A 25,734-nucleotide genomic window follows, 5' to 3' on the forward strand; every position below is an offset into this window, starting at 1 on the left:
CAAACTGCAGATCCTGCGCTAAGCTGTCGGTAAGGCGGGAATTTACCCCGTCTTACCGGAGCCTGGCCCGGGATTGGCAGACGGCTCTGCAACACTGTCCATGTTGTCAGGAGGTTGTGAACATGCCGGTACAGCAGTTAAAAGATTACCTGGACAAGGCCAATGTGGAATACATGTGCCTGTCCCACCCTCCCGCCTTTACTGCCCAACAACTCGCCCACCATGTGAAGATTGCCGGTGACCGTGTGGTTAAAACCGTGATCATCGAACTGGATGGCAAGATGGCCATGCTGGTGATGCCCGCCACCTGGCGCGTGCGCTGGGACAGACTGTCCCGCATTCTCGACACCGACTTTGTGGAACTGGCAGACGAACAGGAATTCCAGGACAGTTTCCCGGATTGCGAAGTGGGCGCCATGCCACCGTTCGGCAACCTGTTCGGAATGACGGTTTATTGCGCCGAAGTACTCACCGAACAGCCCGAACTGGCATTTGCCGCCGGCAGCCACACCGAATCCATCCACATGAAAACCCGGGATTTCCTCAACCTGGTGCAACCCATGGTGATCAATCAAGGCTTCACCCGCCCGGGCACCCAGAAACCGGCCTGGCTACTGAAGAACCGCAAAAGACCGGAACCCCGGGAGGAAACCCTGCTGGCCGGATACTGAAACCCGCCGGATTGACCCCGGTCGCTTGTCTGGCGCCCGGCATCGCGTAAACTGATGCCAACAGACAGGAACCGGATATGAACCAAGCATTTGACACCATTATCGTGGGCGCCGGCATGGTCGGCGCCGCACTTGCCACCGGCCTTGGTCAGCAAGGCATCCGTGTGGCCCTGATCGACAAAGCCGAACCCAGCGCCTTCGATGCCTCCAGTGCCCCGGACATCCGGGTGTCGGCCCTGAGTGCCGGCAGCGAACGCTACCTGGACAGCCTGGGAGCCTGGCATTCCATCCTGGCCATGCGCGCCACACCCTATCGCCGCCTTGCGGTGTGGGACGAAACCCCCAACCCCTTGAGCCGACTGCTGCCAACCTCCCTGACCGAAGTGGAATTCAGTGCCGAACAGCTCGGCGCCCGCCACCTGGGCCACATTGTGGAAAACAGCATCACCCAGCAGGCGCTCTGGCAGAGCGCCGAAGCCGAGCCGGACGTGACCCTGATAACCGGCCGCAGCGTGCAGGACCTGAAGCAGGATCAACAACAGGCCCGGGTCACCCTGGATGATGGCAGCCAACTGGAAGCACAGCTGGTCATCGGTGCGGACGGCGCTATGTCACGGGTTCGGGACCTGGCCGGCATCGGCGTTACCCGCGATCAATACGACCAGCAGGCCATGGTGATTTCCGTGCGTTACCGGGGCAGCGTAGAAGACATCACCTGGCAAGGCTTCTTCCCCAGCGGTCCGCGGGCCTTTTTACCCCTGCACAGCGCCGGCGAACAGTTCCCCGGTGAATGCTGGGGCTCGCTGGTATGGTATGACCACCCGGCCCGGCTGGCGGAACTCAAGGCCATGGATGAACCGGCATTGATGGCCGAGATCCAGAAACGGTTTCCCGCCCGCCTGCCGGAGCTGACTCGCATTGATGCCCGGGCCAGCTTCCCCATTGCCCGCCAGCACGCCAAACACTATTACCTGAACCGGGTGGTACTGGCCGGCGATGCCGCCCACACCATCAACCCGCTGGCCGGCCAGGGCGTAAACCTGGGTTTCCAGGATGCCCAGTGCCTGCAGGGTTTGCTGAAAGAAGCCCGGCGCGGTGGTGACGACCTCGCCTGCGAACGCTGGCTGGCCCTGTACGAACAGCAACGCCGGCCCGCCAACCAGCGCATGATGCTGGCCATGGACCTGTTCTACCACCTGTTCAGCAACGCCATACCGCCGGTACACCTTGTGCGCAACCTGAGCCTCGGCGCCGCCCGCGCCCTGCCGTTCGCCCGCAACCGCGTCGCCCGCTACGCCATGGGGCTGGACGACAAACTGCCCGCACCGCTTCAACAAATGGTCAATCGTCTGCCGGGTCTCGGCAGTCTATAGTGGTCAACTTGCACGCTTAACAACGAACAGGGAGTTTTCATGTCGGAAACCATCTTCACCAAAATCATCAACCGGGAAATCCCGGCGGACATCGTCTATGAAGACGACCTCAGCCTCGCCTTCAGGGACATCAATCCCCAGGCACCGGTACACCTGCTGATCATCCCGAAAAAGGCGATCGCGACCATCAACGACATTGAAGAAGGCGATCGGGAAGTGGTGGGACACCTGTACTGGGTGGCCGGAAAACTGGCCAGAGACATGGGCTTTGCCGAAGACGGCTACCGGGTGGTGATGAACTGCGGAGAGAATGCCGGGCAGACGGTGTTCCACATCCATCTGCACCTGCTGGCCGGCAAGCCACTGGGCTGGCCGCCTTATACTGACAAGATGAAGCAGGCCTGACTACAGGCATCACGGCCGGTAACCCTTCCGGCCGTGATGCTTCAAACCTACTCCGAACCGCCAGAGCGCTTCAGGCGCCGGCTCCAGCGCTGCTTGGCGTAGCGCCGGAGGTTAGAGACGTTGTCGGTTTCGTCCATGATCTCGGTGCCCAACAGGGTTTCCAGGATATCTTCCAGGGTCACCACACCCAGCCAGGTGCCCAGCTCGTCATAAACCACCGCCAGGTGCTGGCGTTCCCGCAACATTTCCGAGAACAGGAATTCAATGTTGGTGTTGGCCTTCACCCGCATAATCTGTCGCAAACCGCTTTTCAGATCAGCGTCTTCTGCCATCGTAATCAGATCCGAGCGGTGCACATAGCCCAGGGTTTCGCCCTCTGAATCAATCATCGGATAGCGGGAAAACGGAGCCTTGATCACCTTTTCCCGGAACTCCGGCACCGTCGTTTCCGGGGTGATGTACTTGCACACGGTGCGTGGCGTCATCACCGAACTCACCTTGATCTCATGAAAGCGCAGCACGTTGTGGATAATCCGGCGCTCGTCTTCATCCAGGGCCTGCTGGTCGCGGCCGATTTCAGCCAGGGCGCTGATTTCACCACGAATGTCTGTTTCGCCCTCGCCCTGGGCAATGCGTCGGGTAACCTGCTTGGACAACCACACGAATGGCAGCAGCGCTTTTACCATAAAGCCCAGCACCGCAGGCAGGGCCGGGGCAATGCCGCGCCAGTACTTGGCGCCGATGGTTTTCGGAATGATCTCGGAGAAAATCAGAATGGCCAGGGTCATAAGCGCGGAGGCCGCACCCAGCCAGGCTTCCCCGAACACCACCGCAACCTGGGCACCCACACCCGTAGCACCGGCGGTATGGGCAATGGTGTTCAGGGTCAGGATGGCCGATAGCGGATCGTCAATTTCATCCTTGAGTTTGCGCAAACGGGCAAACAGGTCCGGCCGGTCTTTTTTCAGGGATGCAATGTAACTGGGCGTTATGGACAACAACGCCGCCTCCAGAATGGAGCACAGGAAGGAAAAACCAATGGAAACAATCGCAAACGCGATGAGAAGCGTCATATATCCTCAGAGTTGGTCAAGACCCCGACAGAATATAGGAAAACCAGAGTTGAGCAAATGAGGTGCGCAAATAAGGGCGGAACCCGATATCACCGGATTCCGCCCTGGGTATCAGCGGCCGACGACCCGCTCTGCTTCTTCCATCGGCGAATGGCGAATATCCTCACCCTTGGCCATGAAAATGACGTGCTCGGCGATGTTACAGGCGTGGTCACCAATGCGCTCGAGGGCGCGAAGTACCCACATCACCATCATGCAACGGGTGATGTTGCGGGTATCTTCCATCATGAAGGTCAGCAAGGCCCGGGCCGCAGCCTGGTACTCTTCATCGACCTGCTTGTCTTCTTTCATGATGCGCAGGGCCTGCTCGGAATCCAGTCGGGCAAAGGCATCCAGGGCATCGTGCAGCATGCTGAGCACGTGGGTGCCGATGTGGCGGATTTCCACGTAACCCCGGGGAGCCTGGCCTTCTTCGGTCAGCTTGATGGCCATCTTGGCAATTTTCTTGGCTTCGTCACCCACACGTTCCAGGTCCGCCACCATCTTGATCACGGAAATCACCAGGCGCAGGTCCCGGGCTGTCGGTTGCCGGCGGGCGATGACCAGGATGGCTTCTTCATCCAGGTCCATTTCCATCTTGTCGACCAGCTTGTCGCCAAGGCGGACTTTTTCCGCCAGCTGGCCGTCACTGTCAACCAGTGACTGGATAGCCTGCTCCACCTGGCTTTCCACCATGCCCCCCATGTTCAGGAACTGGGTTTTCAGCTCGTTAAGTTCATCGTTGAACTTGCCGGAGATATGATCTCCGTATACATCATCCTTTCTGTTCGGCATCTTCTTTGTCTCCAAGGTTCCCGGACCTGATTAACCAAAACGACCGGTGATGTAGGATTCGGTCAGTTCGTGGTCCGGCGAAGTAAATACTTTGTCGGTTTCGTTCACTTCCACCAGGTGGCCCAGGTGGAAGTACGCCGTGCGGTTGGATACCCGGGCGGCCTGCTGCATCGAGTGGGTTACGATCACAATGGTGTAGCTCTCGGACATTTCCGCGATCAGCTCTTCCACCTTGGCGGTAGCGATCGGGTCCAGCGCTGAACAGGGCTCGTCCATCAGGATCACTTCGGGGCTGACGGCAATGGCCCGGGCAATACACAGACGCTGCTGCTGACCGCCGGACATGCCGGTGGCAGTGGCATCCAGGCGGTCTTTTACCTCGTTCCACAGGCCAGCCTTGCGCAGGCTGTCTTCCACAATATCGTCCAGGTCGGACTTGCGATTGGCCAGGCCGTGAATACGCGGGCCATAGGCCACGTTATCGTAGATCGACTTGGGGAACGGGTTCGGCTTCTGGAATACCATGCCAACCCGGGCCCGCAGCTCAACCACGTCACGCTTGGAGTCGTAGATGTTCTGGTCATCCAGCATCAACTCGCCTTTCACGCTACAGATATCGATGCTGTCGTTCATCCGGTTCAGGCAGCGCAGGAAGGTGGACTTGCCGCACCCGGACGGGCCGATAAAGGCAATCACTTCGTTGCGGGCAATATCCAGGCTGATCTTCTTGATGGCCCGGCTTTCGCCGTAAAACACCTCAACATCCCGCAGCTTGAACTTCGGGTCGTCGGCGTAGGGGCTGCCAACGGTGACCCCTTCCTGGATGATCGTCTCTGCCGGGCGCTCGTCCTGAACGGGAACAGCGGGCGCCTCGGTGGTTTCGGTGTTGCTGGTTACTGTCGAATTCATAGTGTTCATGGTTTAACTCCTTACCACCGGCGCTCAAGACGTTTACGGAGCCAGATGGCCAATGCATTCATGGTGATCATAAAGGTCAGCAGGATCATGATTCCGGCAGAGGCAAGTTCAACAAAGCCCTGCTCGGCACTGCTGGCCCAGAGGTAAATCTGTACCGGGAGCACAGTGGCGGAACTGAAGAAACCGTCAGGAATCTCCACGATGAATGCCACCATGCCAATCAGCAGCAGCGGTGCGGTCTCACCCAGTGCCTGGGCCATGCCGATGATCGAACCGGTCATCATGCCGGGCATGGCCAGGGGCACCACATGGTGCAGCACCACCTGCATTTTCGAGGCGCCGATGCCTTCCGCTGCTTCACGGATAGAGGGCGGCACACTCTTGATGGCCGCACGGCTGGAAATGATGATGGTGGGCAGGGTCATCAGCGCCAGCACCAGGCCACCCAATACCGGTACGGAGCGCGGCAAGCCGAACACCCCGATAAACACCGCCAGGCCCAACAGGCCGAAGATGATCGACGGTACCGCCGCCAGGTTGTTGATGTTGACTTCGATAAAATCGGTGAACTTGTTCTGGGGCGCAAATTCCTCCAGGTACACCGCTGCCGCAACCCCCATCGGGAAGGCAATCACCAGGGTAACCACCATGGTCAGCAGGGAGCCGACAATGGCACCCAGAATACCGGCATTGGACGGCTCCCGGGAATCGCCCCGGCTGAAGAACACATCGTTGAAACCGGTATCTACCACGCCCTTCTCAACCAGCTCATCAACCCAGCGCTGCTGCTGTTCCGACAAACGGATGCTGTAGGCCGGATTGTCGGCATGCTTCACATAGACCGACACCGTATCGTGCACCAGGAACTCCATGGTCTGGGTGCTGCCCAGCAATTCCGGCTGTTTTTCCAGCAAATCCTTGACCTGGTTGCTGGCATAGCTGCCGGCCAACCGGCTCAATTCCCGCAGGTCCGAGCGCTCCTGCACATCGGGAAAATGCTTCTGCAGGGCCGTTATGATGGGCGCCTGGAAGTCCGCCATGGACATCTGGTCTTTGTCAGACGCGTCGTCCAGGTACATCTGCTCGCCATCAAGCACCACCTCAAGGGTCATTGTGGTCTTGATAAAGCCGGTGTAGCCCTTGCCAATGATGTCGGTAAACAGAACCACCAGGGACAACAGGGCGATGGCGATGGCGGTCATGCCGTAGAGCCGGAACCGGCGCTCCTTGCGGTACCGCCGCTTGAGTGACTGGCGGACAATCTCCGCCTGTGAACGTTGATCAGTCATACTGTTCCCTATACTTGCGGACAATCTTCAGGGCAACCACGTTGAGGGCCAGGGTTACGATGAACAGCATCATGCCCAGGGCAAACGCGGCCAGGGTCTTGGCGCTGTCGAATTCCTGGTCACCGGTCAGCAGGGTGACAATCTGCACCGTAACCGTGGTGACGGAATCCAGCGGATTGGCCGTCAGGTTGGCTGCCAGGCCTGCTGCCATCACCACAATCATGGTTTCGCCGATGGCCCGGGAAGCCGCCAGCAGGATGCCGCCCATAATTCCCGGCAGGGCCGCGGGGAAAATTACGTTCTTCATGGTTTCTGACTGGGTGGCACCCAGTGCCAGGGAACCGTCCCGCAGGGTCTGGGGTACGGCGTTGATCACGTCGTCAGACAACGATGAAACAAACGGAATAATCATGACACCCATCACCAGGCCCGCCGCCAGCGCGCTCTGGGATGAGGCTTCAAGGCCGATACTTTCAGCCAGGTCCCGAATGAACGGGGCAACCGTAAGGGCCGCAAAAAAGCCGTACACCACGGTAGGTACGCCTGCCAGCATCTCCAGCAGCGGTTTGATCACCGCCCGGGCCGGCCTGGTTGCGTACTCAGACAGGTACACCGCAGACAGCAACCCCACAGGCACCGCCACCAGCAGCGCAATGGCCGAAATCAGCAGGGTGCCGGTGAACAGCGGGATAATACCGAAAGCACCGTCTGAACCTACCTGGTCAGCCCGAAGGGCAGTCTGGGGGCTCCAGGACGTGCCGAACAGAAACTCGGTAATGGGAACCTTGCCGAAGAACCGGAAGGTTTCAAAAATCACGGAAAAGACAATGCCGACGGTGGTCAGAACGGCAACCGCCGCACAGACAAAGAAAATCCACCGCAAGGTGCGCTCCACGTTCTCGCGGGCATTGATGTGGGGTTGTACCCGGGTCCAGGCATAGGCTGCGCCCAGTACCGCAAGAAGAATTACCAGCGTGGCCTTGAAGCTGGCACTGCGCTGTTTGAGGGCATCCAGAAGGTCCGCTGCACCCACCACTTCCGGGGGCACAAACTGCGGATCCAGCTTGCCGGCTGCCACGTTGTTGATCTGCGAAAGGATAAGGCTCGCCTGGCCGTCAGACTCAGGTGCAAGTTCTGCCGGCAACGAAGCCACCACATAGTTCTGGATAACCTTGCCTTCAAAACCTGCCCACAGCGCCAGCACAACCAGCGCAGGGATCGCACACCACAAAGCGGCACGGGCCGCGTAGTAAAAGGGCAGCGCCTTCAGATTGCGAATACCACCGATGGGCTCGGCTACCGCGCGCGAGCGCATGTAGGACAAACCATAGGCGATGACGGCAATCACCAGGATCAGAGGCAACAGATTGGCCGTTTGCATAACGTTCTCTGTATCGTGTAAATGTTGAGTTAAAGCCAGCTCAACGTTTTTATTATTGTGCCAGTTTAGCGGCTGTTTTATTCATCTGGTTGTAACAAAAGAACGCGAACCTCCCCGGCCCGCGTTCTTTGTCGTCGTCCCTGACTACCCGGAGCTGCTTACAGCTCGTTGCCGGTCATCGGCTTCAGGTTGCGCACATTCTTGGCCACTTCCATGCGAGTGTTGCGCGGGTTCGGAATCAGGCCTACGTCGACCAGGTAACCGTTATCGCCCCAGGCGCCTTCACTAGTAAATTCCTCGGCATATTCCTTGATGCCCGGAACCACGCCTACGTGAGCGTTCTTGATGTAGAAGAACAGGGAGCGGGCAACCGGGTAATCTTCATCAGCGATGGTTTCCGGAGTCGGCTCAACGCCACCGATAGTCGCGGCCTGGATCTGGCTGCTGTTTTCCATCAGGAAACTGTAACCGAAGATACCCAGGGTGTCCTTGTCCTGCGCCAGGCGCTGAACGATCAGGTTGTCGTTTTCGCCAGCCTCAACAAACGGGCCGTCTTCACGCATGCTGTGGCAAACGCTCTTCATTTCTTTCTTCGGCATGGCCTTGATGAAATCGAAGGTCTTGCAGCCACCTTCCATTGCGATTTCAACGAAAGCATCACGGGTACCGGAAGTCGGAGGCGGGCCCATCACGCTGATTTCCAGGTTCGGCAGGCTGGAGTCGATCTCGCTCCACTTCTGGTAAGGGTTAGCGACCAGCTTGTCGCCGCCCTTGGGATCCGGAACTTCCTTGGCCAGGGCCAGGAACACCTGCTTCAGGCTCAGGTCCAGCTTGCCAGCATCTTTGGAGTTGGCGATAACGATACCGTCAGCACCGATTTTCACTTCGGTGATTTCCTTCACGCCATTGCTCTGGCACAGCTCGAACTCGCTCTTCTTCATGCGACGGGAAGCGTTAGTGATGTCCGGGTGCTGGGTACCGATACCGGCACAGAACAGCTTCAGACCACCGCCGGAACCGGTAGATTCCAGTTTCGGAGTCGGGAAGTCGGTGTTACGGCCAAAACGCTCGGCAACTACAGTGGCGAACGGATAAACAGTGGAAGAACCGACGACATTGACGGTATCACGGGCCATGGCCGGGGTGGACACGGCGGCAATGCTGCCCGCCAGGGCAACAGAAGCGATTGCAGTTTTCAATTTCATCACGTTATGTCTCCAGTATCGGTGGACGTTATGTTGGTATCTGCTTTACCGATGAGTGCATCCTAGGGAGACTCTGTGACAACTTTGTTACAGCTTTTGAAATATAGCCGTCATTAGCGAAATTTTCTTGCAGCGCGCGGCCAGCCCGTTACCATGCACGGAAAACAATTCATAAGCTTCCGTAAGGCAAACCATTCATGAAAGCATACGATGACGACAAACCCGCCCCACGCGGGGAGATGATGTTGCAGGTGATTCCCCTGCCCTCAGACACCAATGCCAATGGCGATGTGTTCGCCGGCTGGCTAGTCAAACAGATGGATATTGCCGCCGCTGCCATGGCCGGGCGCATTTCCCGGGGCCGCAATGCCACCGTGGCCATGGATCGTATGGAGTTCCTGTCGCCGTTGCGGGTGGGCTCCCAGGTAGGTTGTTACTGTGACCTGGTGGACATTGGGCGCAGCTCCATGAAGATCCAGGTGGAAGTCTGGACCCTGGACCGCAGCTCAAAGACGCCGCGCAAGGTAACGGAAGGCCTGTTTGTATACGTAGCCATAGACGAGCACGGCCGCATCCGGGAGGTGCCAGAGCAGAATCACTGACCTTTCGACACCAGCTGTTCGATGAGAGCCTGATACCGGGGCGCCAGCCTTGAAGCCCGCCAAGGATTCGGTGGCTCCGCAACAGGTGGTTGTTCAAGCAGCCTGGCCAGCTGATCAGCTGCCGCCCTGGCTTCCGCCGCTCTGTCAGACTCAATGCTGGTGTACCGGCACTGCGGCGGCACATACTCCCGGTAGGCCAGACGGTCCGGTGCCAGTGGCAAACACCCGGCAGCCATGGCTTCCAGCATCGCCAGCCCCTGGAAATCGTGAAGCGCTGTCGTCAGCACAATATCGGCACGGCCCAGCAAGCGATCATAATCTGCGCGGCGCTCCAGAAAGCCCCAGTGTTCAATGTGCCCTGAAAATTGCCGGTGAATCCGGTCAAATGCTTCCGGGCGGCTGCGAAAGCCCTCGCCCACCACGCTGATACGGAAAGGCATTGCACGCTCTGTCAGCTGCTCCAGCAATGTAAACAATCGGTCCGGCCCCTTGTCGTATTCCCAGCGGTGATTCCACAGCAAGTGCGGACACGCCCGGTTCACAGGCCGGGGCTGATCGCTAAACAACCGGTCTTCAATCGGCACCGGCAGCACCGAAGACCTTTCCCTGAGTTTTTCCATCACCCCGTCGGGCACCGCATCCGGAATTTTGTTCAGAAAGCCTTCAACGCCTTGCAGAAAGCTGTCCCGGTTCCAGGCACTGTTGAAGACCACCGCATCGGCCGCCAGCGCGCTGTAGAGATTGACCATTTGCGGCTCTACCCGGCCCCGCTGCTGATCGCTGACCGGAAAGGCGAACTGGTTTTCATGCATATAAAGCAGGCACGGCGTGTTTGCCAGCGAGGGGTGCAACCCGCGCAATGTGGCCAGGTCGACCATGGAGGTGGCAATGACCAGGTCCCAGGATTCCTGCAGGCAGGGCTCGTCCAGCCAGCTCACCGGATTGCCTCGTATCCGCCACTGGAAGAATCTGGGCGGAAGCGCCAGCGTCTGCCAGTGATAACCGGGCAGCAGGGTGACCAATTGCTCTCGCCAGCGCCGATGGCTGGCGGCATCGTAGCCTGACAATAGAAGAATGCGTTGGGTCATGGCGATCCATAGCTGGAGGACGAAGGAGTCGGCAAGTGTATCAGGCCCGGGGCTTTCCCCGGCTCAGGGACCACAGGCCGAACACCGGCCCCGGCAACAACAGCAAAGCGACCCAGACACCCCAGGCGTTCCAGAACCCGCTGGTGAGCCAGATGGCAGGCAGTGTCAGGCCAAAGCCCACCGCGTTCATCACAGCCAGGGATGAACCCACGGTTTCCTTCGGTGCGGTCGAGGCCGCCAGTGCAGAGAATTGCGGTGAATCGGCCACTACCGCCACGCCCCAAACCAACAGCAAAACCATTAACAACAAAGGCGGCAGCCCGTTCATCCAGGGATAGAGCAGACACAGAGCCCCGGACACCATCAGCGCCCGCCGGGCCACCCACTCACTGCCCAGGGTCCGACTGAGCCGACCGCCACCGATACAGCCGGCAGCGCCGATGCCGATTACCGCAAATGACAGCCAGGGTATCAAAGCCTCACCCTGCCCCAGCCTTTGAAGTTCTCGCCCGATCAACAGCGGCACCAAGGTCCAGAAGGCATATAGCTCCCACATGTGGCCAAAATAACCGCCCGCCACGGCCCTGAAGCGGGGACTACGCAAAGCCGCCAGCCCCTGACTGAGCGGGAGACGACCACTGGCTTTGGGCAGGTGCGGCCCATCGCCCAACAGAAATACCAACAACCCGCCCAGAAGTGCCAGGCAGGAAGATGCGAGCAGTGGCCACTCCCAGGGCATGCCCAGCGTTGCCCCACGCATAAGATGCGGCAGAGCTGTACCCAAAGTCAGCATGCCCACCAGCCAGGCCAGGGCCGCTCCGGCGTATTTGGGCGTCCAGGCAATGACAAGTTTCATACCCAGAGGGTAGATTCCGGCCAGGCACAGACCGGTGGCGAACCGCAGCAGGCTGTCCAGCGGAAATACTCCGGCCACCGTCACGAATGCGGCGTTCGCAAGCGCACCCAGCAGGCTCGATACCAGGAAGATACGGCTGGCGCCAAAGCGGTCTGCCAGCCCGGTCACCGCCAGGGCAAGCGTACCCGCAATAAAGCCGGCCTGAACCGAGAGCGTCAACCGGCCCAGATCCGATTCCGCCAGCCCCAGCTCGGCGGACAGGGATAACCAGACTCCGTTGATACTGAACCAGAGGGATGTGCCAAAGAGTTGCGCCAGTACAATGACTGGCAGGGGGAAACGCCGAAGTAACCCGATCATTTTATTGTCTTTGTTGCAGCCAGTTGGCTGAAGCCTGGCTTGTCCGAGCGCTCCGGCAACCATACTGAAAACACGGCCGCTGTGGCTACCAGGGCTGCGGAAATCCACAGGCAGGCCTCCAGCTCGTAGGCCTGATACACCCAGCCAGACAGGATGGTACCCAGCAGCCGGCCGGCAGCGTTAGACATATAGTAAAAACCCACATCCAGCGACACCCCATCACCCCGGGCGTAGCTGACAATCAGGTAGCTGTGCAGGGAGGAGTTGATGGCAAACAGCACCCCGAACAGCAGCAAACCGCCGATCACCACCGCCTGTGCCGACCAGCCGGCCATCAAAGCCCCGGCAATGGCTGCCGGAACCACCGCCAGCAAGGCCGCCCAGAACACCGCACCGGATTTACCGTTGGAGTGTCCGGTGATTTTGGGTGCAATGGTCTGGATAAAGCCATAGCCGATAATCCAGCTGGCCATAAAGCCTCCCACCTTCCAGTGGTCCCAGCCGAACACCGTGGCCATGTACACCGGCAGGGCCACCACGAACCAGACATCCCGGGCACCGAACAGGAACATACGCGCAGCAGACAGCACGTTGATGGCCCGGCTCTTGGACAGGATCTCGCTGAACTTCGGCTTGGCCTTGCTCTTGCCCAGATCCTGCCCCAGCAGGAACAGGCTGGCCAGCCACACCAGCCCCAGCGCCACTGCCATGAGGATCACCGCGCCGGTAAAGCCGGCTGCCATCAGCAGTAAGCCGCCCAGAAAGAAGCCCACCCCTTTCAGGGTGTTTTTGGAGCCGGTGAGGATCGCCACCCACTTGTACAGGGTGCCCTGCTGCTCGTCCGGAACCAGCAACTTGATGCCGCTCTTGGCGGACATCTTGTTCAGATCCTTGGCAATGCCAGACAACGCCTGCGCCGCCATCACCCAGGGCACCGTGAGCATGGCCGCCGGCACCGCCAGCATGGCCAGCGCCACAATCTGCAGAAACAGCCCGATGTTCATGGTGCGGTTCAGGCCCATACGGGCGCCGAGATAGCCGCCCACCAGGTTGGTCACCACCCCGAAAAACTCGTAGAAGATGAACAACAGGGCGATTTCCAGAGGCGAATATCCCAGCTGGTGGAAGTGCAGCACCACCAGCATTCGCAGCGCGCCATCGGTCAGGGTGAAAGCCCAGTAGTTACCGGTGATCACCAGATACTGTCGGATGGCAGCGCTCATATCAGGCCAGCCCTACCTTGCGGACCAGTTCTGCGGTGCGGTTGGCGTAGCCCCATTCGTTGTCGTACCAGGCATAGATTTTCACATGGGTTCTGTTTACCACCAGAGTGGACAGGGCATCGACGATGGAAGAACGGGGGTCGGTCTTGTAGTCGATAGACACCAGCGGGCGCTCTTCGTAGCCCAGAATATCCTTCAGCTCGCCCTCGGAGGCCTCTTTCAGCAGACGGTTTACGGTGTCTTTATCGGTGGGTGTTTCCACCTCGAACACGCAGTCGGTCAGTGACGCGTTGATCAGCGGAATCCGCACCGCGTGGCCATCCAGTTTGCCTTTCAGTTCCGGGAAGATTTCGATAATCGCCGTGGCGGAACCGGTGCTGGTGGGAATCAGCGAACTGCCACAGGCCCGGGCCCGGCGCAGGTCCTTGTGGGGCGCATCGATGATGGTCTGGGTGTTGGTCAGGCTGTGGATCGTGGTCAGGGAACCGTGCTTGATGCCCAGTTTCTCGTGGATGACCTTCACTACCGGCGCCAGGCAGTTGGTGGTGCAGGAGGCCGCCGTGATGATTCGGTCATTGGCCGGATCGAAGATGTGTTCGTTCACGCCCAGCACGATGTTCTTGGCTCCGGCTTCCTTCACCGGCGCGGTCACCACCACCCGCTTCACACCCTGATCCAGGTAGCCCTGCAGCACGGCAACTTTCTTGTTCACGCCACTGGCCTCGATCACCAGGTCGCAACCAGACCAGTCGGTATCGGCAATGGCTTTGTTATGGGTCACGCGGATGCGCTGGCCGTCAATCACCATCTCATCGCCATCGGCGGTGGCTTCGTGGTTCCAGCGGCCATGCACGCTGTCAAAGTTCAGCAGGTGCGCCAGCGTGTTGGTGTCAGCACCCGGGTCATTGACGGCCACAAATTCCAGCTCCGGCCAACCCCAAGCCGCCCGCAGTGCCAAACGGCCAATGCGTCCAAATCCGTTGATGCCTACTTTGATCTTGCTCATGGTGTTCTCCTTGCGAGGTTCGCAATCCTTGTAAATTCGTGATCAGGGGCACTGCACCGCCGGGCGGTCTGCCATGGCCTGCAACCTGGCCAGGGGCTGCCCGATCAGTGCCAAATTGTTCCGGGCGGTTCCCTCCAGAACCCGCACTACCCAGTCTGGCAGATGCGGATGAAGGTAATAATAGACCCATTGGCCTCGGCGCTCTGTTTCCAGCAGGCCGGCCTCCCGCAGGGAGGCCAGGTGCCGGCTGACTTTTGGCTGGGGCGCTTCAAAGGCCGCCATCAGTTCACACACACACAGCTCGCCATGGCGGTAGATCAGCAGCGTGGCTGCCAGCCGGAGTTCATCTCCCAATGCCTTGAACACAGTCACCGGATTGTAATGGGCTTGACCTTTCATATTTACCGACCAATATATACGCTTATTCGAATATGCAGTTTTTCGCATATTAGTGTGACACAGTGATGACGTAAAGGATCGACGATCAACATGCCAACCGCGGATCTTCCCAATATTAAAGCTGAGCTGTTCAACGTTCCCACTGCATCGAAGGTGTTCCAGGCCCCGGCCTCAGAACATCCCGCCCGGATTCTGCTGCTGTACGGCTCCCTGCGCGAGCGCTCGTTCAGCCGCCTGGCGGTGGAAGAAGCCGCCCGCCTGCTGGAAGCCATCGGTGCGGAAACCCGCATCTTTAATCCCCGCGGCCTGCCCCTGGCCGATGCCGAAGATGCCTCCCACCCGAAGGTTCAGGAGCTGCGGGAGCTGGTGCAGTGGAGCGAGGGCATGGTGTGGTGCTCACCGGAACGCCACGGCGCCATGACCGGCATAATGAAAACCCAGATCGACTGGATTCCCCTGTCCATGGGCGCCGTTCGGCCGACTCAGGGCAAAACCCTGGCGGTGATGCAGGTGTGCGGCGGCTCCCAGTCATTCAACGCAGTCAACCAGTTGCGGGTGCTGGGCCGCTGGATGCGCATGGTGACCATCCCGAACCAGTCGTCCGTACCCAAGGCGTTCATGGAATTTGACGACAACGACCGGATGAAGCCTTCGGCCTACTACGACCGTATCGTGGATGTCATGGAGGAGCTGGTAAAGTTCACCCTGCTGGTGCGGGACCGCAGCGATTACCTGACCGACCGCTATTCCGAACGCAAGGAAAGCGCCGAAGAACTGTCGAAGCGTGTGAACCAACGTTCCATTTAAGGATGTGCAATGAGCCGTAACAGCGATGTAAACACGGTTGAAGCCACTGACGGCGGAATGGACCTGTTCGGGCGTTACCTGTCCGTGTGGGTGGCGCTGGCCATTGTGGCCGGTGTAGCCCTCGGGCAGCTCGCCCCCTCAATCCCCGAGACCCTGTCCCGCTTCGAATACGCCCAGGTATCCATCCCCATCGCCATCCTGATCTGGGCGATGATTTTTCCGATGATGGCGCAGATTGATTTCAGCGCTGTGGTCGGGGTGCGCAAGGAGCCCAAGGGCCTCGCCATCACCACCATCGTGAACTGGCTGATCAAGCCCTTTACCATGTTCGCCATTGCCTGGTTCTTCCTGATGGTGGTATTCGAGCCCTGGATCGCTCCGCAACTGGCCAGCGAATACCTGGCCGGTGCCATTCTGCTGGGCGCCGCCCCCTGCACGGCGATGGTGTTTGTCTGGAGCTATCTGACCAAAGGCGATGCGGCCTACACCCTGGTGCAGGTGTCCCTGAACGACATCATCATGCTGTTCGCCTTTGCGCCGATTGTGGTGTTCCTGCTGGGCATTTCCGACATCCAGGTACCCTGGGATACGGTGATTCTGTCGGTGGTGCTGTACATCGTGATTCCGCTCACTGCCGGCTACCTGACCCGCCGCGCTCTTATTGCCCGCCACGGCGAGCAGTGGTACGATGACGTGTTCATGAAGCGCCTCGGCCCGGTGACACCGGCGGCGCTGATCGTCACCCTGGTCTTGCTGTTTGCCTTTCAGGGTGAAGTCATTCTGCAAAATCCGTTGCATATACTGCTGATTGCGGTGCCGCTGATTATCCAGACGGTGTTCATCTTCCTGCTCGCTTACGGATGGGCCAGGCTGTGGAAGGTGCGCCATTGCATCGCCGCACCCGGTGCCATGATCGGTGCCAGCAACTTCTTTGAACTGGCCGTGGCTGCCGCCATCGCCCTGTTCGGCCTGCAATCCGGGGCGGCGCTGGCCACGGTGGTGGGCGTACTGGTGGAAGTGCCGTTGATGCTGATGCTGGTGCGCATAGCCAATAACACCCGGGACAAGTTCCCGGCCTGATCAGAGATTGTCTTTGGGAGTGAATATGGCCCCTGGCCCGGTGTCAGTTGCACGAATTCGGGAAATTTTCCTGGCCTTCCTGGCCCTGGGCCTGACCTCCTTTGGCGGCCCGGCGGCCCATCTGGGTTATTTCCGTAATGAGTTTGTGGCCCGGCGCCGCTGGCTGTCAGAGCAGGACTATGCAGATCTGGTCGCCCTGTGCCAGTTCCTGCCCGGGCCCGCCAGCAGCCAGGTGGGGTTTGCCCTTGGCCTGCAGCGCGGTGGCGGCTGGGGTGCTGCTGCCGCCTCGACCGCATTCACCCTGCCCTCGGCCATCATCCTGGTGGCCTTTGCCCTGAGCGCCAGCCTGCTGGATGGTGCGGTCAGCCAGGGCATTATCCATGGCTTGAAAGTGGCCGCTGTAGCCGTAGTAGCCCACGCCGTGTTGGGCATGGCGCGCTCACTGTGCCCGGATCAGCAGCGGGCCGGTATCGCCCTGGCAGCGGTTCTGCTGGTGGTGTTTGTGGGCGGTACTGCCGGGCAGGTTTCCGCGATTGTGGTCGGAGCCCTTGGGGGCCTGGTGCTGTGCCGCGCTGCCGACGACGGTGCGGCCGGACATTCCGGCATCTCGGTGTCAGCGGGCACCGGCCGGCTGACGGCTGTTTTGTATGTATTCCTGCTGGTCGGCCTGCCCCTGCTGGCATGGCTCGCGCCCTCCACCCTGCTGGATATGCTTGATGGCTTCTACCGCGCCGGGGCCCTGGTCTTCGGCGGTGGCCACGTGATGCTGCCGCTGCTGGAAGCGGAAGTGGTACAGACCGGCCGGGTAACCGCCGATGAATTCCTCGCCGGCTACGGCGCCGCCCAGGCCATCCCCGGCCCGCTGTTTACCTTTGCCGCCTATCTGGGTGCCGTGATGGGGCCCTCTGCACCAATTATCTGGGCCGCGCTGGCCCTGCTGGCCATTTTCCTGCCCGGCATGCTGATCCTGATGGCGGTACTGCCGCACTGGAACAACTTCCGCCGCTGGCACCGCGCCCAGGCCCTGATGCGCGGCGCCAACGCGGCTGTGGTGGGCATTCTCGGTGCCGCGCTGTACCAGCCGGTATTCACCAGCGCCATCGTCGGCCCCGGCGAATTCGCCCTTGGCCTGACCGGGTTTATGCTGCTAAGCGTATGGAAACTCCCGGCCTGGGGCGTGGTGATCGTGATGGCCGCCGGCGGCGTGCTGCTGGGTGCGTAACCTGCCGCGCCTGTTCAGCCGGCAGTCACCCTGCTAATATCCCGCTCGTTTTCTGAGCGCGCCAAACCCGTTAATCAGCACCACCGACCGGAATTAAAAGAATGGATGTTTACCAGGCCCTTTTCCTTGGCCTCCTCCAGGGACTGACCGAATTCCTGCCCATATCCAGCTCCGCCCACCTGATACTGACACCTGCCTTCTTTGGCTGGGAAGACCAGGGCGTAGGCTTTGACCTGTCGGTGCATGTGGGCACGCTGCTGGCCGTGGTGCTTTACTTCCGTCGGGATGTCTTCGGCATCGCCCGGGACGGCCTGATTTCCATTGGCCAGCGCAGAATCGTCGGCCAGGGCGCCCTGGCCTGGTACCTGGTCATCGGCACCATTCCCGCCGGCCTCGCTGGCCTGGCCCTGCTCGACATGATCGACAACGAACTGCGCGGCGCCTCAGTGATCTTCTTCACCACCCTGGTGTTCGGCATCCTGCTTGGCATTGCCGACTGGCTGCCGAAACGCCAGCGCACCATGGATTCGCTGAACTGGAAAGACGCCGTCGTCGTCGGCATCGCCCAGGCCATGGCCCTGGTCCCCGGCACCTCCCGCTCCGGCGTCACCATCACCGCCGGCCTGTTCCTGGGCATGACGCGGGAAACCGCCTCGCGGTTTTCGTTCCTGCTGGCGATTCCGATTATCGTGCTGGCGTCTGCGGTGAAGCTGCTGGAAGTGGCATCATCCGATGTGATCGTAGACTGGAATGGCTTCCTGATTGGCGGCGTAACGTCGTTCCTGATGGCCATCACCGCCATCCACTTCTTCCTGAAGTGGCTCAACAAAGTGGGCATGTGGCCGTATGTTCTCTACCGGATTATTCTGGCCGGGGTGATTTACGCGGTTCTGATGTAATCGCGGTTTGGGAGTTTTCGGCTCCGGGCCAGGACTTCGGAGTCAGGCAGGTATCGGGAAGGGCTGTCCAAAAACCGCTCCTGGCGGCACATCCATGTGGCGCTTCTGCTCCGCCATCCATGGCTCCGCACATTTTTGGACAGCCCTTCCCGATACCTGCCCCAGACACCACAACGAGTTCCCAATACTTCTAAACAACAACCTACTTCTTCCTAAGCTTTTCCGTTTCGGATTCTCAGAATGACGAAGCATGGGTGTGGGGTAGTCTTTCCAAAAATTTGTGGAGCCATGGATGGCGGAACACAAGCGCCCATGGACGGCTCGAGCGCTTTTTGGAAAGACTACCCCACACCCATGCCATCGCCAAAACCATCAGGCTACAAGATGCCTGCAACCAAGCTCAGCAGGCCTCCAACGGCGCATAGGCCAGCACCAGCCACTTGGCGCCCTCGTCGAAGTTTACCTGCACCCGGGTGTGGTGCCCGGTGCCCTCGGAGTTCATTACGATACCCTCGCCGAACTTCGGATGACGCACCCGCTGCCCCAGACTGAAACCCGATTGCTGCGCCGAATCCTGACTGAACATGCTCTCATTGGGGCGGGACACCATCGCCGGCCGGGTCACCGTATTGCGTAACCGTACTTCCTGCAGGCAGTCACCCGGAATCTCCCGAACGAAGCGGGACAGCGCGTGGAATTTTTCCTGCCCGTACAAGCGGCGGGATTCGGCGTAAGTGAGCACCAGCTTTTTCATGGCACGGGTAATGCCTACGTAGGCCAGACGGCGCTCTTCTTCCATACGCCCCGGCTCTTCCAGCGACATGCTGTGGGGGAACAAACCTTCTTCCACGCCCGCCAGGAACACCAGCGGGAATTCCAGGCCCTTGGCGGAGTGCAGGGTCATCAGCTGCACGCTGTCTTCATGGGCATCGGCCTGGGCTTCGCCGGCATCCAGTGCCGCCTGGGCGATGAATTCTGCCAGCGGGTCGACGCCGTCTTCCACCTCGAAATCGGACAGCGCATTTACCAGCTCTTCCAGGTTCTCTACCCTTGCCTGACCTTTCTCGCCTTTTTCGCTGGCGTGGTAGTCCTTCAGGCCACTGGCTTCGATGGCCTGCTTCATCAGCCCCTGCAATGAGGCTTCGCACACCATTGCAGACAGGCCGTTGATGATTTCCATAAACGACTGCAGCCCGGTTTTCGCCCGGCCTTTCACCTGCCCTGCTGCCAGCAGGCGTTCGGCAGATTCCCACAGGGAAATGCCCTGCTCTGTGGCGTATTCACGTAGCTCCGCCAGGCTCTTGGCGCCGATGCCGCGGGTCGGGATGTTCACCACCCGTTCGAAGGCGGCATCATCACGGTGGTACTGCACCAGGCGCAGGTAGGCGAGGGCGTTGCGGATTTCCTGGCGGTCGTAGAACCGCAGGCCACCATACACCCGGTAGGGAATGCCCTGGCGCATCAGGGCTTCTTCCAGCACCCGGGACTGGGCGTTGGAGCGGTACAGGATGGCGGATTCGCTGCGCAGGTTGCCGTCGTTGACCCAGGCGGTGATGGAGTCAGCGATGTAATTGGCTTCGTCCTGTTCGTTAAAGGCCGCGTACAGGCTGATCGGTTCGCCTTCGGGGCCGTCGGTCCACAGCTCTTTACCGAGGCGGCCCTGGTTATTGGCGATCACCGCGTTGGCCGCCTTCAGGATCATCTGGGTGGAGCGGTAGTTCTGCTCCAGCCGCACCAGGCGGGCGTTCGGGAAGTCCCGCTGGTACTGCTGGATGTTTTCGATCTTGGCACCACGCCAGCCGTAGATGGACTGGTCGTCATCCCCGACCACGGTCAGCGGCACGCGGTTGCTGGCCAGTACCTGAAGCCAGGCGTATTGGATGGTGTTGGTGTCCTGGAACTCGTCCACCAGGATGTGCTGGAAGCGCTGCTGGTAGTGACTCAGTAGCTCCGGCCGGTGCAGCCACAGCTCGTGGGAGCGCAGCAGCAGTTCGCCAAAGTCCACCAGGCCGCCCTGCTGGCAGAGTTTTTCGTACTGGCGGTAGATTTTCAGCATGGTGCTGGTGAAGTGGTCACCGGGGTTTTCCTGGATATGGTCCGCCCGCAGGCCTTCGTCTTTCTGGCTGTTGATAAACCACTGGGCCTGTTTCGGCGGCCACTGGCTTTCATCAATCTGGAACTCGCGCATCACCCGCTTGACCATGCGCAGCTGGTCGTCGCTGTCGAGCACCTGGAAATTCTCCGGCAGGCCGGCGTCTTTCCAGTGCGAGCGCAGCAAGCGGTGGGCGATGCCGTGGAAGGTGCCGAACCACAGTCCCCGGGAGGGGATGTTCATCATTTCTTCGATGCGGTAGCGCATTTCCTTGGCGGCTTTGTTGGTAAAGGTCACCGCCAGGATGCCGGTCGGCGGCACCCGATCCACAGTCATCAGCCAGGCAATCCGGTGCACCAGCACCCGCGTTTTGCCACTGCCCGCGCCGGCCAGTACCAGCAGGTGGTCGTTCTGGGCGGTAACGGCCTCGCGCTGGGCATCGTTCAGGGGGTCAATAATGTGGGAAACGTCCATAGCACCTGGCTTTTACTGGTTAAATAAACAGGCCTGAGAGTATAACAGGAGAAAAGCAGGTTTGTCGGGCAGGGATTGGCGCCGCTCTTTTGGAGTTAACGCTCAGGATCTTTGGAGTTAACGCACAGGAACGGGGACTTCTTCCCAGGACACGCTACGAGCACATCCCTGTGCGCTTGACTGTGGCCATCCATGGCCACAGACAGTCCTGGGAAGAAGTCCCCGTTCCTGCGCTGTCTGGCAACGAAGGGGCACCTCCCCCGTGCGACAACTCCAGGAGATGAGGGCTCAGAGCTTTAGAAGCCTCGTGGAACCGTCTGCGCTTCCACAAACTCGAACAAGCCTTCCAAGCCACCTTCGCGGCCAATACCGGACGCTTTCATGCCACCAAACGGCGCTTCCGGAGTAGGCCCGGTGCCGGTGTTCCAGCCTACGTGGCCGAAACGCAGGCCGGCGGCGACTCGCTGGGCACGCTCGGCATCGGCGGTGAAGACGTAGGAGGCCAGGCCGAATTCGGTGTCGTTGCCGGCTTCGATGACTTCCTCTTCGGTGCGGAACAGGGCCATGGGCACCAGCGGGCCGAAGGTTTCTTCCTGGTAGCAGGCCATATTGCGGTCAACGCCCTGCACCACTGTGGGCGGGAAGAACAGGCCTTCACCCAACTCATCCGGCTGCTTGCCGGCAACCAGTTTGCCGCCTTTGGCCAGGGCATCCTCCAGGTGGCGTTTGACCTTGTCGAAGCCGGCTTGGTTGACCAGCGGGCCGATGTCGACGCCATCGTTCATGCCGTCGCCGACGGTCATTTTATTCACTCGCTCGGCGAGTTTTTCGCCGAAGGCGTCGGCCACTTTTTCATGGACGAAGATGCGGTTGGCGCACACGCAGGTCTGGCCGCCACCACGGAATTTGTTGGCGATCAGGTTGTCGGCGGCGGCGTCCAGGTCGGCGTCGTCGAAGACGATATACGGGGCGTTGCCACCCAGTTCCAGGGACAGCTTTTTCACCTGCTCGGCGGTGTCGACGATCAGTTTTCGGCCCACTTCGGTGGAGCCAGTGAAGCTGAGCATGGGTACGTCTTTGTGTTCACACAGCACCTTGCCTATGACGCTGGCCTTGCCCATCACCAGGTTGACCATGCCATCGGGCAGGCCGAGCTTGTCCATGATGCTGAAGAAGGCAATCATGGTCAGCGGGGTTTCACTGGCCGGTTTGATGACCGAGGGGCAGCCGGCCGCCAGGGCTGCCGAGAGTTTCTTGGCGATCATGCCGATGGGGAAGTTCCAGGGCACAATCAGGCCGGTGACGCCGATGGGGCGGTAGTGAACCGTCCAGGTGCAGTCTTTCGGCTTTTCCGGAATGGTGTGGGCATCCAGCGCCTGGATATGTTTGGCGCAGTAATCGAAGAAGCCGGCGGCGTAGTCCACTTCGCCCTGGCCTTCTTTCCAGGGCTTGCCGTGTTCCATGCACAGGATGCGGCCGATTTCCTCGCGGTTGTCCTTCAGGGCATCGCGGATGTCTTCCAGCCATTTGCGGCGGGTTTCAAGGGGATAGGGGTTGGTCAGCCGCAGGGCCTGCTTGCCGGCTTCAACCGCATCCAGTATGTCGTGCTCCGGCATCGAAGGCACTTTGGCAATCACCTCGCCCGTGGCCGGATTGTAGACATCAAAGGTGCTGCCACCGGCGCTGTCTGTCCAGCGCCCGCCAATGTAGCCGGTAAGATTCTGCAACAGTGGTGATTCGATCATCTCGACTCCTTTTCTGTGCCTGATCACGCCCGGTTGCGGGCCGGGATCCGGGGTTCGGGTTCTGCCTTCATAGTGGTAGCTGGGGGCCGGCCTGTAAAGTCAGCGGGGATTTTTTGACCCATCCCGGTCTCTGCCTATACTCGAGGGAGTGAATCAAGGAGGCCGGACATGAAAGCATTTTTCCATCCGTCACAGGATCTGCACATCCCGAAGACGTATTTCACCCGGGGCCAGATGCGCCAGCCCCAGGAGGTGCCGGATCGTACCGGCCAGATGGTGGAAGGCCTGAAAGCGCTGGGCATTCCGGTGTTCCAGCCTGCCGACCAGGGTGCGGCGCCAATCTCGAAGGTGCATGACCTGGGTTATCTTCGGTTCCTGGAGTCCGCCCACCGGCGCTGGATGGAGATGGAAGACTGGGGCGACGAGGTGATGTCCAACATCTTCGTGCGTTCCCCGAATGCCCTGCGGGGTGTCCTGGCGGAAGCAGCCTGTTACCTGGCCGATGGCAGTTGTCCGATTGGCGAGAATACCTGGAAGGCCGCCTACTGGTCGGCCCAGACCGCTCTCGGGGCGGCCGATGCGCTGATTGCCGGCGAGCGCTACGCCTATGCCGTGTGCCGCCCGCCCGGCCACCACGCTCGCAAAGATGCCGCCGGGGGATTCTGCTACCTGAATAATGCGGCCATTGCCGCCGAACACCTGAAAAGCCGGTTCCCGCGCACGGTGATCCTGGACACCGACATGCACCACGGCCAGGGTATCCAGGAAATCTTCTACAATCGCAGCGATGTGCTGTATATCTCTATCCATGGCGACCCCACCAACTTCTACCCGGTGGTGAGCGGCTTCGAGGACGAGCGCGGCGAAGGCGAAGGCTACGGTTACAACATCAACCTGCCCATGCCCCACGGCTCCAGCGAGGAGGATTTCTTTGCCCGCGTGGAGGAAGCACTGGCGGCCGTGCGGCTGTACCAGCCCGATGTGCTGATCCTGCCGCTGGGCTTCGATATCTACAAAAACGACCCGCAGGCCAAGGTGTCGGTGTCATCCGAGGGCTTCTGCCGGCTCAGCACCCACATCCGTCAGCTGGGGCTGCCGACGCTGATCGTACAGGAGGGGGGATATGACCTGGACGCCCTCAGCGAGAACGTCCAGCAGTTCTTCAGGGGGCTGGAAGGCTAGGCGCCCGGAGCGTAAACCTTCACGTTGTTAAGGCCTTCCGCCTTCAGGTGACCGGCGTGCATGCGGCTCATGGTGCCCCGGTCACAGTACAACAGGTACTGACGGCCTGCCGGTAGCCCCGGCACCTGCTGGTTGAGCTCATAGAACGGGATCTTCAGGATCTCGTTGTTCGTAAGTGTCAGCGGCGCCCGCTCTTCCTCGGAAGGGTGGCGCACGTCGATGATCACATCGTCTACCGCCGGGGTCTGTACCAGTTCCACCTCTTCCGGAGTCACCACGCTGTCGAGCAGTTCGCTCACCTTGGTGTGCTCGCTGTTGGCGATGGCGCTGGCCAGCACTTGCGGGTCCATGTGGGTCTCTTCTTCCTCCACCCGGTGCAGCTTGGCGCGGGTGACCGGCTTGCTGGAAATCACGCCACAGTATTCCGGCATGTTGCGGGCGAAGGGCTCGGTGCCGATGTCCCGGGCAATGCGGATGATTTCCTGTTTGTCCATGGCAATCAGCGGGCGCAGCACCACTTCATCGCTGGCGCGATCGACCACGTTCAGGTTGGTCAGGGTCTGGCTCGACACCTGGGCCACGGCATCGCCCATCACCAGGCCGGTGGCGGTGTAATCCCGGGCAATTTCGGCAGCGGCTTTCAGCATCATGCGCTTGAGCACCACGCCCCAGTGGCGATGGTTTACCGAACGCATGATTTCGGCCACCACACCCTCGAAAGGTACCGAGATAAACTTCACATTATGGGACGCGCCGTAACGCTGCCACAGGTAGTGCACCACCTGGCGCACGCCAACCTCATGGGCGGTGCCGCCAAGGTTGAAGAACAGGAAATGGCTGCGGATACCGCGGCGCATCATCAGGTAAGCCGCTACCGACGAATCGTAGCCACCGGAGATCAATGTCATCACGGTTTCCACGGTACCCAGCGGATAGCCGCCCAGGCCCTCGTGACGGCGATGGGCAATGTGGAACTGGTCATCGTTCACTTCGATGCGCACTTCCACTTCCGGATTTTTCAGATCGACCCCACGGGCCTCGGAGGCTTGCATCAGCGCGCCGCCGACCAGTCGCTCCAGGTCAATCGAACGGAAATCATGCTGGCCATGGCGCCGTGCACGCACCGCAAAGGTTTTGCCTTTCAGTCGACCAGCAAAGGCCTGTACAGCCTTGGCGCCCACGTCGTCCAGGTCCACAAACGGGTAAACCGCGATTTCCTGGATGGTGGAAATGCCGGAAATGCGGGTAAGTTCATCAATCACCGCGCCGGTCAGGCCCCGGCCTTCGGGCACGTCCACATCTACCCGGTCCCAGCTGCCATCCACCCGGATGTCGGCATCCAAGCGAGCCAGGAGTTTCCGGATATTCTGCCGCAACTGACGCATTTGCTGCTGGCGAACGGGTTTGCTTTTGATGGCCACTTCAGCGGCGGGACGAATCAGTAATTTCATAAAAAAGGACTTTGATCGGAGGAACGTCGGGTAGCGTAAAAGGCGGAAAGCGCTTAGTGTACCCTTTCGCCTGAGTGGCTCAAAATCCGTCATTGCCGA

The 25,734-nt window shown here is 60.1% G+C and carries 23 protein-coding genes; 9 read left to right on the top strand and 14 right to left on the bottom strand.

Going from position 1 to position 25,734, the window contains the following annotated elements:
* The first annotated feature begins 122 nt into the window (after window positions 1–122).
* The 3 genes from AQ621_RS14485 to AQ621_RS14495 all read left to right on the top strand — a co-directional run bounded on the left by AQ621_RS14485 (window position 123) and on the right by AQ621_RS14495 (window position 2,449).
* A complete protein-coding gene (locus AQ621_RS14485; protein ID WP_058342002.1) occupies window positions 123–671 on the top strand; it encodes an aminoacyl-tRNA deacylase in 549 nt (182 codons plus the stop codon).
* A gap of 77 nt (window positions 672–748) precedes the next feature.
* Window positions 749–2,044, top strand: coding sequence for an FAD-dependent monooxygenase (locus AQ621_RS14490; protein WP_058342003.1), 1,296 nt, complete (start codon window positions 749–751; stop codon window positions 2,042–2,044).
* 39 nt (window positions 2,045–2,083) lie between these two features.
* Entirely contained in the window at window positions 2,084–2,449 is a 366-nt protein-coding gene (locus AQ621_RS14495) for a histidine triad nucleotide-binding protein (protein ID WP_022988513.1), read from the top strand.
* 47 nt (window positions 2,450–2,496) lie between these two features.
* Here the strand turns inward: AQ621_RS14495 and AQ621_RS14500 are convergent, their stop codons facing one another.
* The 6 genes from AQ621_RS14500 to AQ621_RS14525 all read right to left on the bottom strand — a co-directional run bounded on the left by AQ621_RS14500 (window position 2,497) and on the right by AQ621_RS14525 (window position 9,149).
* A complete protein-coding gene (locus AQ621_RS14500) occupies window positions 2,497–3,522 on the bottom strand; it encodes a CNNM domain-containing protein (protein ID WP_058342004.1) in 1,026 nt (341 codons plus the stop codon).
* A 111-nt stretch (window positions 3,523–3,633) separates the two neighbouring features.
* Window positions 3,634–4,356: a phosphate signaling complex protein PhoU gene (phoU, locus tag AQ621_RS14505; protein ID WP_058342005.1), complete on the bottom strand. Its 723-nt coding sequence runs from the start codon at window positions 4,354–4,356 to the stop codon at window positions 3,634–3,636.
* A gap of 30 nt (window positions 4,357–4,386) precedes the next feature.
* The gene (gene pstB, locus AQ621_RS14510; protein WP_058342006.1) at window positions 4,387–5,274 is read right to left on the bottom strand and encodes a phosphate ABC transporter ATP-binding protein PstB; all 888 of its coding nucleotides are present in this window, start codon (window positions 5,272–5,274) and stop codon (window positions 4,387–4,389) included.
* An 11-nt stretch (window positions 5,275–5,285) separates the two neighbouring features.
* On the bottom strand, window positions 5,286–6,563 hold the full coding sequence (pstA, locus tag AQ621_RS14515) for a phosphate ABC transporter permease PstA (protein ID WP_058342007.1): 1,278 nt from the start codon (window positions 6,561–6,563) through the stop codon (window positions 5,286–5,288).
* On the bottom strand, window positions 6,556–7,944 hold the full coding sequence (gene pstC / locus AQ621_RS14520; protein WP_058342008.1) for a phosphate ABC transporter permease subunit PstC: 1,389 nt from the start codon (window positions 7,942–7,944) through the stop codon (window positions 6,556–6,558). The genes pstA and pstC overlap by 8 nt, the downstream gene beginning before the upstream one ends.
* A 158-nt stretch (window positions 7,945–8,102) precedes the next feature.
* Window positions 8,103–9,149, bottom strand: a complete 1,047-nt coding sequence (locus AQ621_RS14525) for a substrate-binding domain-containing protein (RefSeq protein WP_227508349.1) — start codon at window positions 9,147–9,149, stop codon at window positions 8,103–8,105.
* A 197-nt stretch (window positions 9,150–9,346) separates the two neighbouring features.
* Between AQ621_RS14525 and AQ621_RS14530 the strand changes: the two genes are divergently transcribed.
* Window positions 9,347–9,751 (top strand): acyl-CoA thioesterase, encoded by a 405-nt coding sequence (locus AQ621_RS14530; protein WP_058342010.1) that lies wholly within the window; start codon window positions 9,347–9,349, stop codon window positions 9,749–9,751.
* Here AQ621_RS14530 and AQ621_RS14535 read toward each other — a convergent pair.
* From AQ621_RS14535 to AQ621_RS14555, 5 genes are read right to left on the bottom strand one after another with little or no spacing between them, the layout of a single operon-like run.
* A complete protein-coding gene (locus AQ621_RS14535; protein WP_058342011.1) occupies window positions 9,745–10,839 on the bottom strand; it encodes a tRNA-queuosine alpha-mannosyltransferase domain-containing protein in 1,095 nt (364 codons plus the stop codon). The two genes, AQ621_RS14530 and AQ621_RS14535, sit on opposite strands and share 7 nt — an antisense overlap.
* A 40-nt stretch (window positions 10,840–10,879) precedes the next feature.
* Window positions 10,880–12,055, bottom strand: a complete 1,176-nt coding sequence (locus AQ621_RS14540; RefSeq protein ID WP_058342012.1) for an MFS transporter — start codon at window positions 12,053–12,055, stop codon at window positions 10,880–10,882.
* The gene (gene arsJ / locus AQ621_RS14545) at window positions 12,052–13,278 is read right to left on the bottom strand and encodes an organoarsenical effux MFS transporter ArsJ (protein ID WP_058342013.1); all 1,227 of its coding nucleotides are present in this window, start codon (window positions 13,276–13,278) and stop codon (window positions 12,052–12,054) included. The genes AQ621_RS14540 and arsJ overlap by 4 nt, the downstream gene beginning before the upstream one ends.
* Before the next feature lies 1 nt (window position 13,279).
* Window positions 13,280–14,284 (bottom strand): ArsJ-associated glyceraldehyde-3-phosphate dehydrogenase, encoded by a 1,005-nt coding sequence (locus tag AQ621_RS14550; RefSeq protein WP_058342014.1) that lies wholly within the window; start codon window positions 14,282–14,284, stop codon window positions 13,280–13,282.
* A gap of 42 nt (window positions 14,285–14,326) precedes the next feature.
* A complete protein-coding gene (locus tag AQ621_RS14555) occupies window positions 14,327–14,683 on the bottom strand; it encodes a metalloregulator ArsR/SmtB family transcription factor (protein ID WP_058342015.1) in 357 nt (118 codons plus the stop codon).
* A 90-nt stretch (window positions 14,684–14,773) separates the two neighbouring features.
* On the opposite strand from AQ621_RS14555, the gene arsH reads away from it, so the two are divergent.
* The 4 genes from arsH (at window position 14,774) to AQ621_RS14575 (ending at window position 18,691) form a co-directional block, all read left to right on the top strand.
* Window positions 14,774–15,490, top strand: coding sequence for an arsenical resistance protein ArsH (gene arsH, locus AQ621_RS14560; RefSeq protein ID WP_058342016.1), 717 nt, complete (start codon window positions 14,774–14,776; stop codon window positions 15,488–15,490).
* Window positions 15,491–15,499: 9 nt separating this feature from the next.
* Window positions 15,500–16,570, top strand: coding sequence for an ACR3 family arsenite efflux transporter (gene arsB, locus AQ621_RS14565; RefSeq protein ID WP_058342017.1), 1,071 nt, complete (start codon window positions 15,500–15,502; stop codon window positions 16,568–16,570).
* Window positions 16,571–16,595: 25 nt separating this feature from the next.
* The gene (gene chrA / locus AQ621_RS14570) at window positions 16,596–17,792 is read left to right on the top strand and encodes a chromate efflux transporter (protein ID WP_058342018.1); all 1,197 of its coding nucleotides are present in this window, start codon (window positions 16,596–16,598) and stop codon (window positions 17,790–17,792) included.
* A gap of 101 nt (window positions 17,793–17,893) precedes the next feature.
* Window positions 17,894–18,691 carry an undecaprenyl-diphosphate phosphatase gene (locus AQ621_RS14575; protein WP_058342019.1) on the top strand — a complete coding sequence of 266 codons (798 nt, stop codon included), beginning with the start codon at window positions 17,894–17,896 and terminating at the stop codon, window positions 18,689–18,691.
* Between the two features lie 400 nt (window positions 18,692–19,091).
* Here AQ621_RS14575 and uvrD read toward each other — a convergent pair whose 3' ends face one another.
* A complete protein-coding gene (gene uvrD, locus AQ621_RS14580; protein ID WP_058342020.1) occupies window positions 19,092–21,257 on the bottom strand; it encodes a DNA helicase II in 2,166 nt (721 codons plus the stop codon).
* Window positions 21,258–21,553: 296 nt separating this feature from the next.
* Window positions 21,554–23,002 carry an NAD-dependent succinate-semialdehyde dehydrogenase gene (locus AQ621_RS14585; RefSeq protein WP_058342021.1) on the bottom strand — a complete coding sequence of 483 codons (1,449 nt, stop codon included), beginning with the start codon at window positions 23,000–23,002 and terminating at the stop codon, window positions 21,554–21,556.
* A gap of 168 nt (window positions 23,003–23,170) precedes the next feature.
* On the opposite strand from AQ621_RS14585, the gene AQ621_RS14590 reads away from it, so the two are divergent.
* On the top strand, window positions 23,171–24,184 hold the full coding sequence (locus tag AQ621_RS14590; RefSeq protein WP_058342022.1) for a histone deacetylase family protein: 1,014 nt from the start codon (window positions 23,171–23,173) through the stop codon (window positions 24,182–24,184).
* Here AQ621_RS14590 and thiI read toward each other — a convergent pair.
* Entirely contained in the window at window positions 24,181–25,635 is a 1,455-nt protein-coding gene (gene thiI, locus AQ621_RS14595; RefSeq protein WP_058342023.1) for a tRNA uracil 4-sulfurtransferase ThiI, read from the bottom strand. The genes AQ621_RS14590 and thiI overlap by 4 nt on opposite strands.
* Between the last annotated feature and the right edge of the window lie 99 nt (window positions 25,636–25,734).

The organism is Marinobacter sp. P4B1 (assembly GCF_001447135.1).
GTDB lineage: Bacteria > Pseudomonadota > Gammaproteobacteria > Pseudomonadales > Oleiphilaceae > Marinobacter > Marinobacter vinifirmus.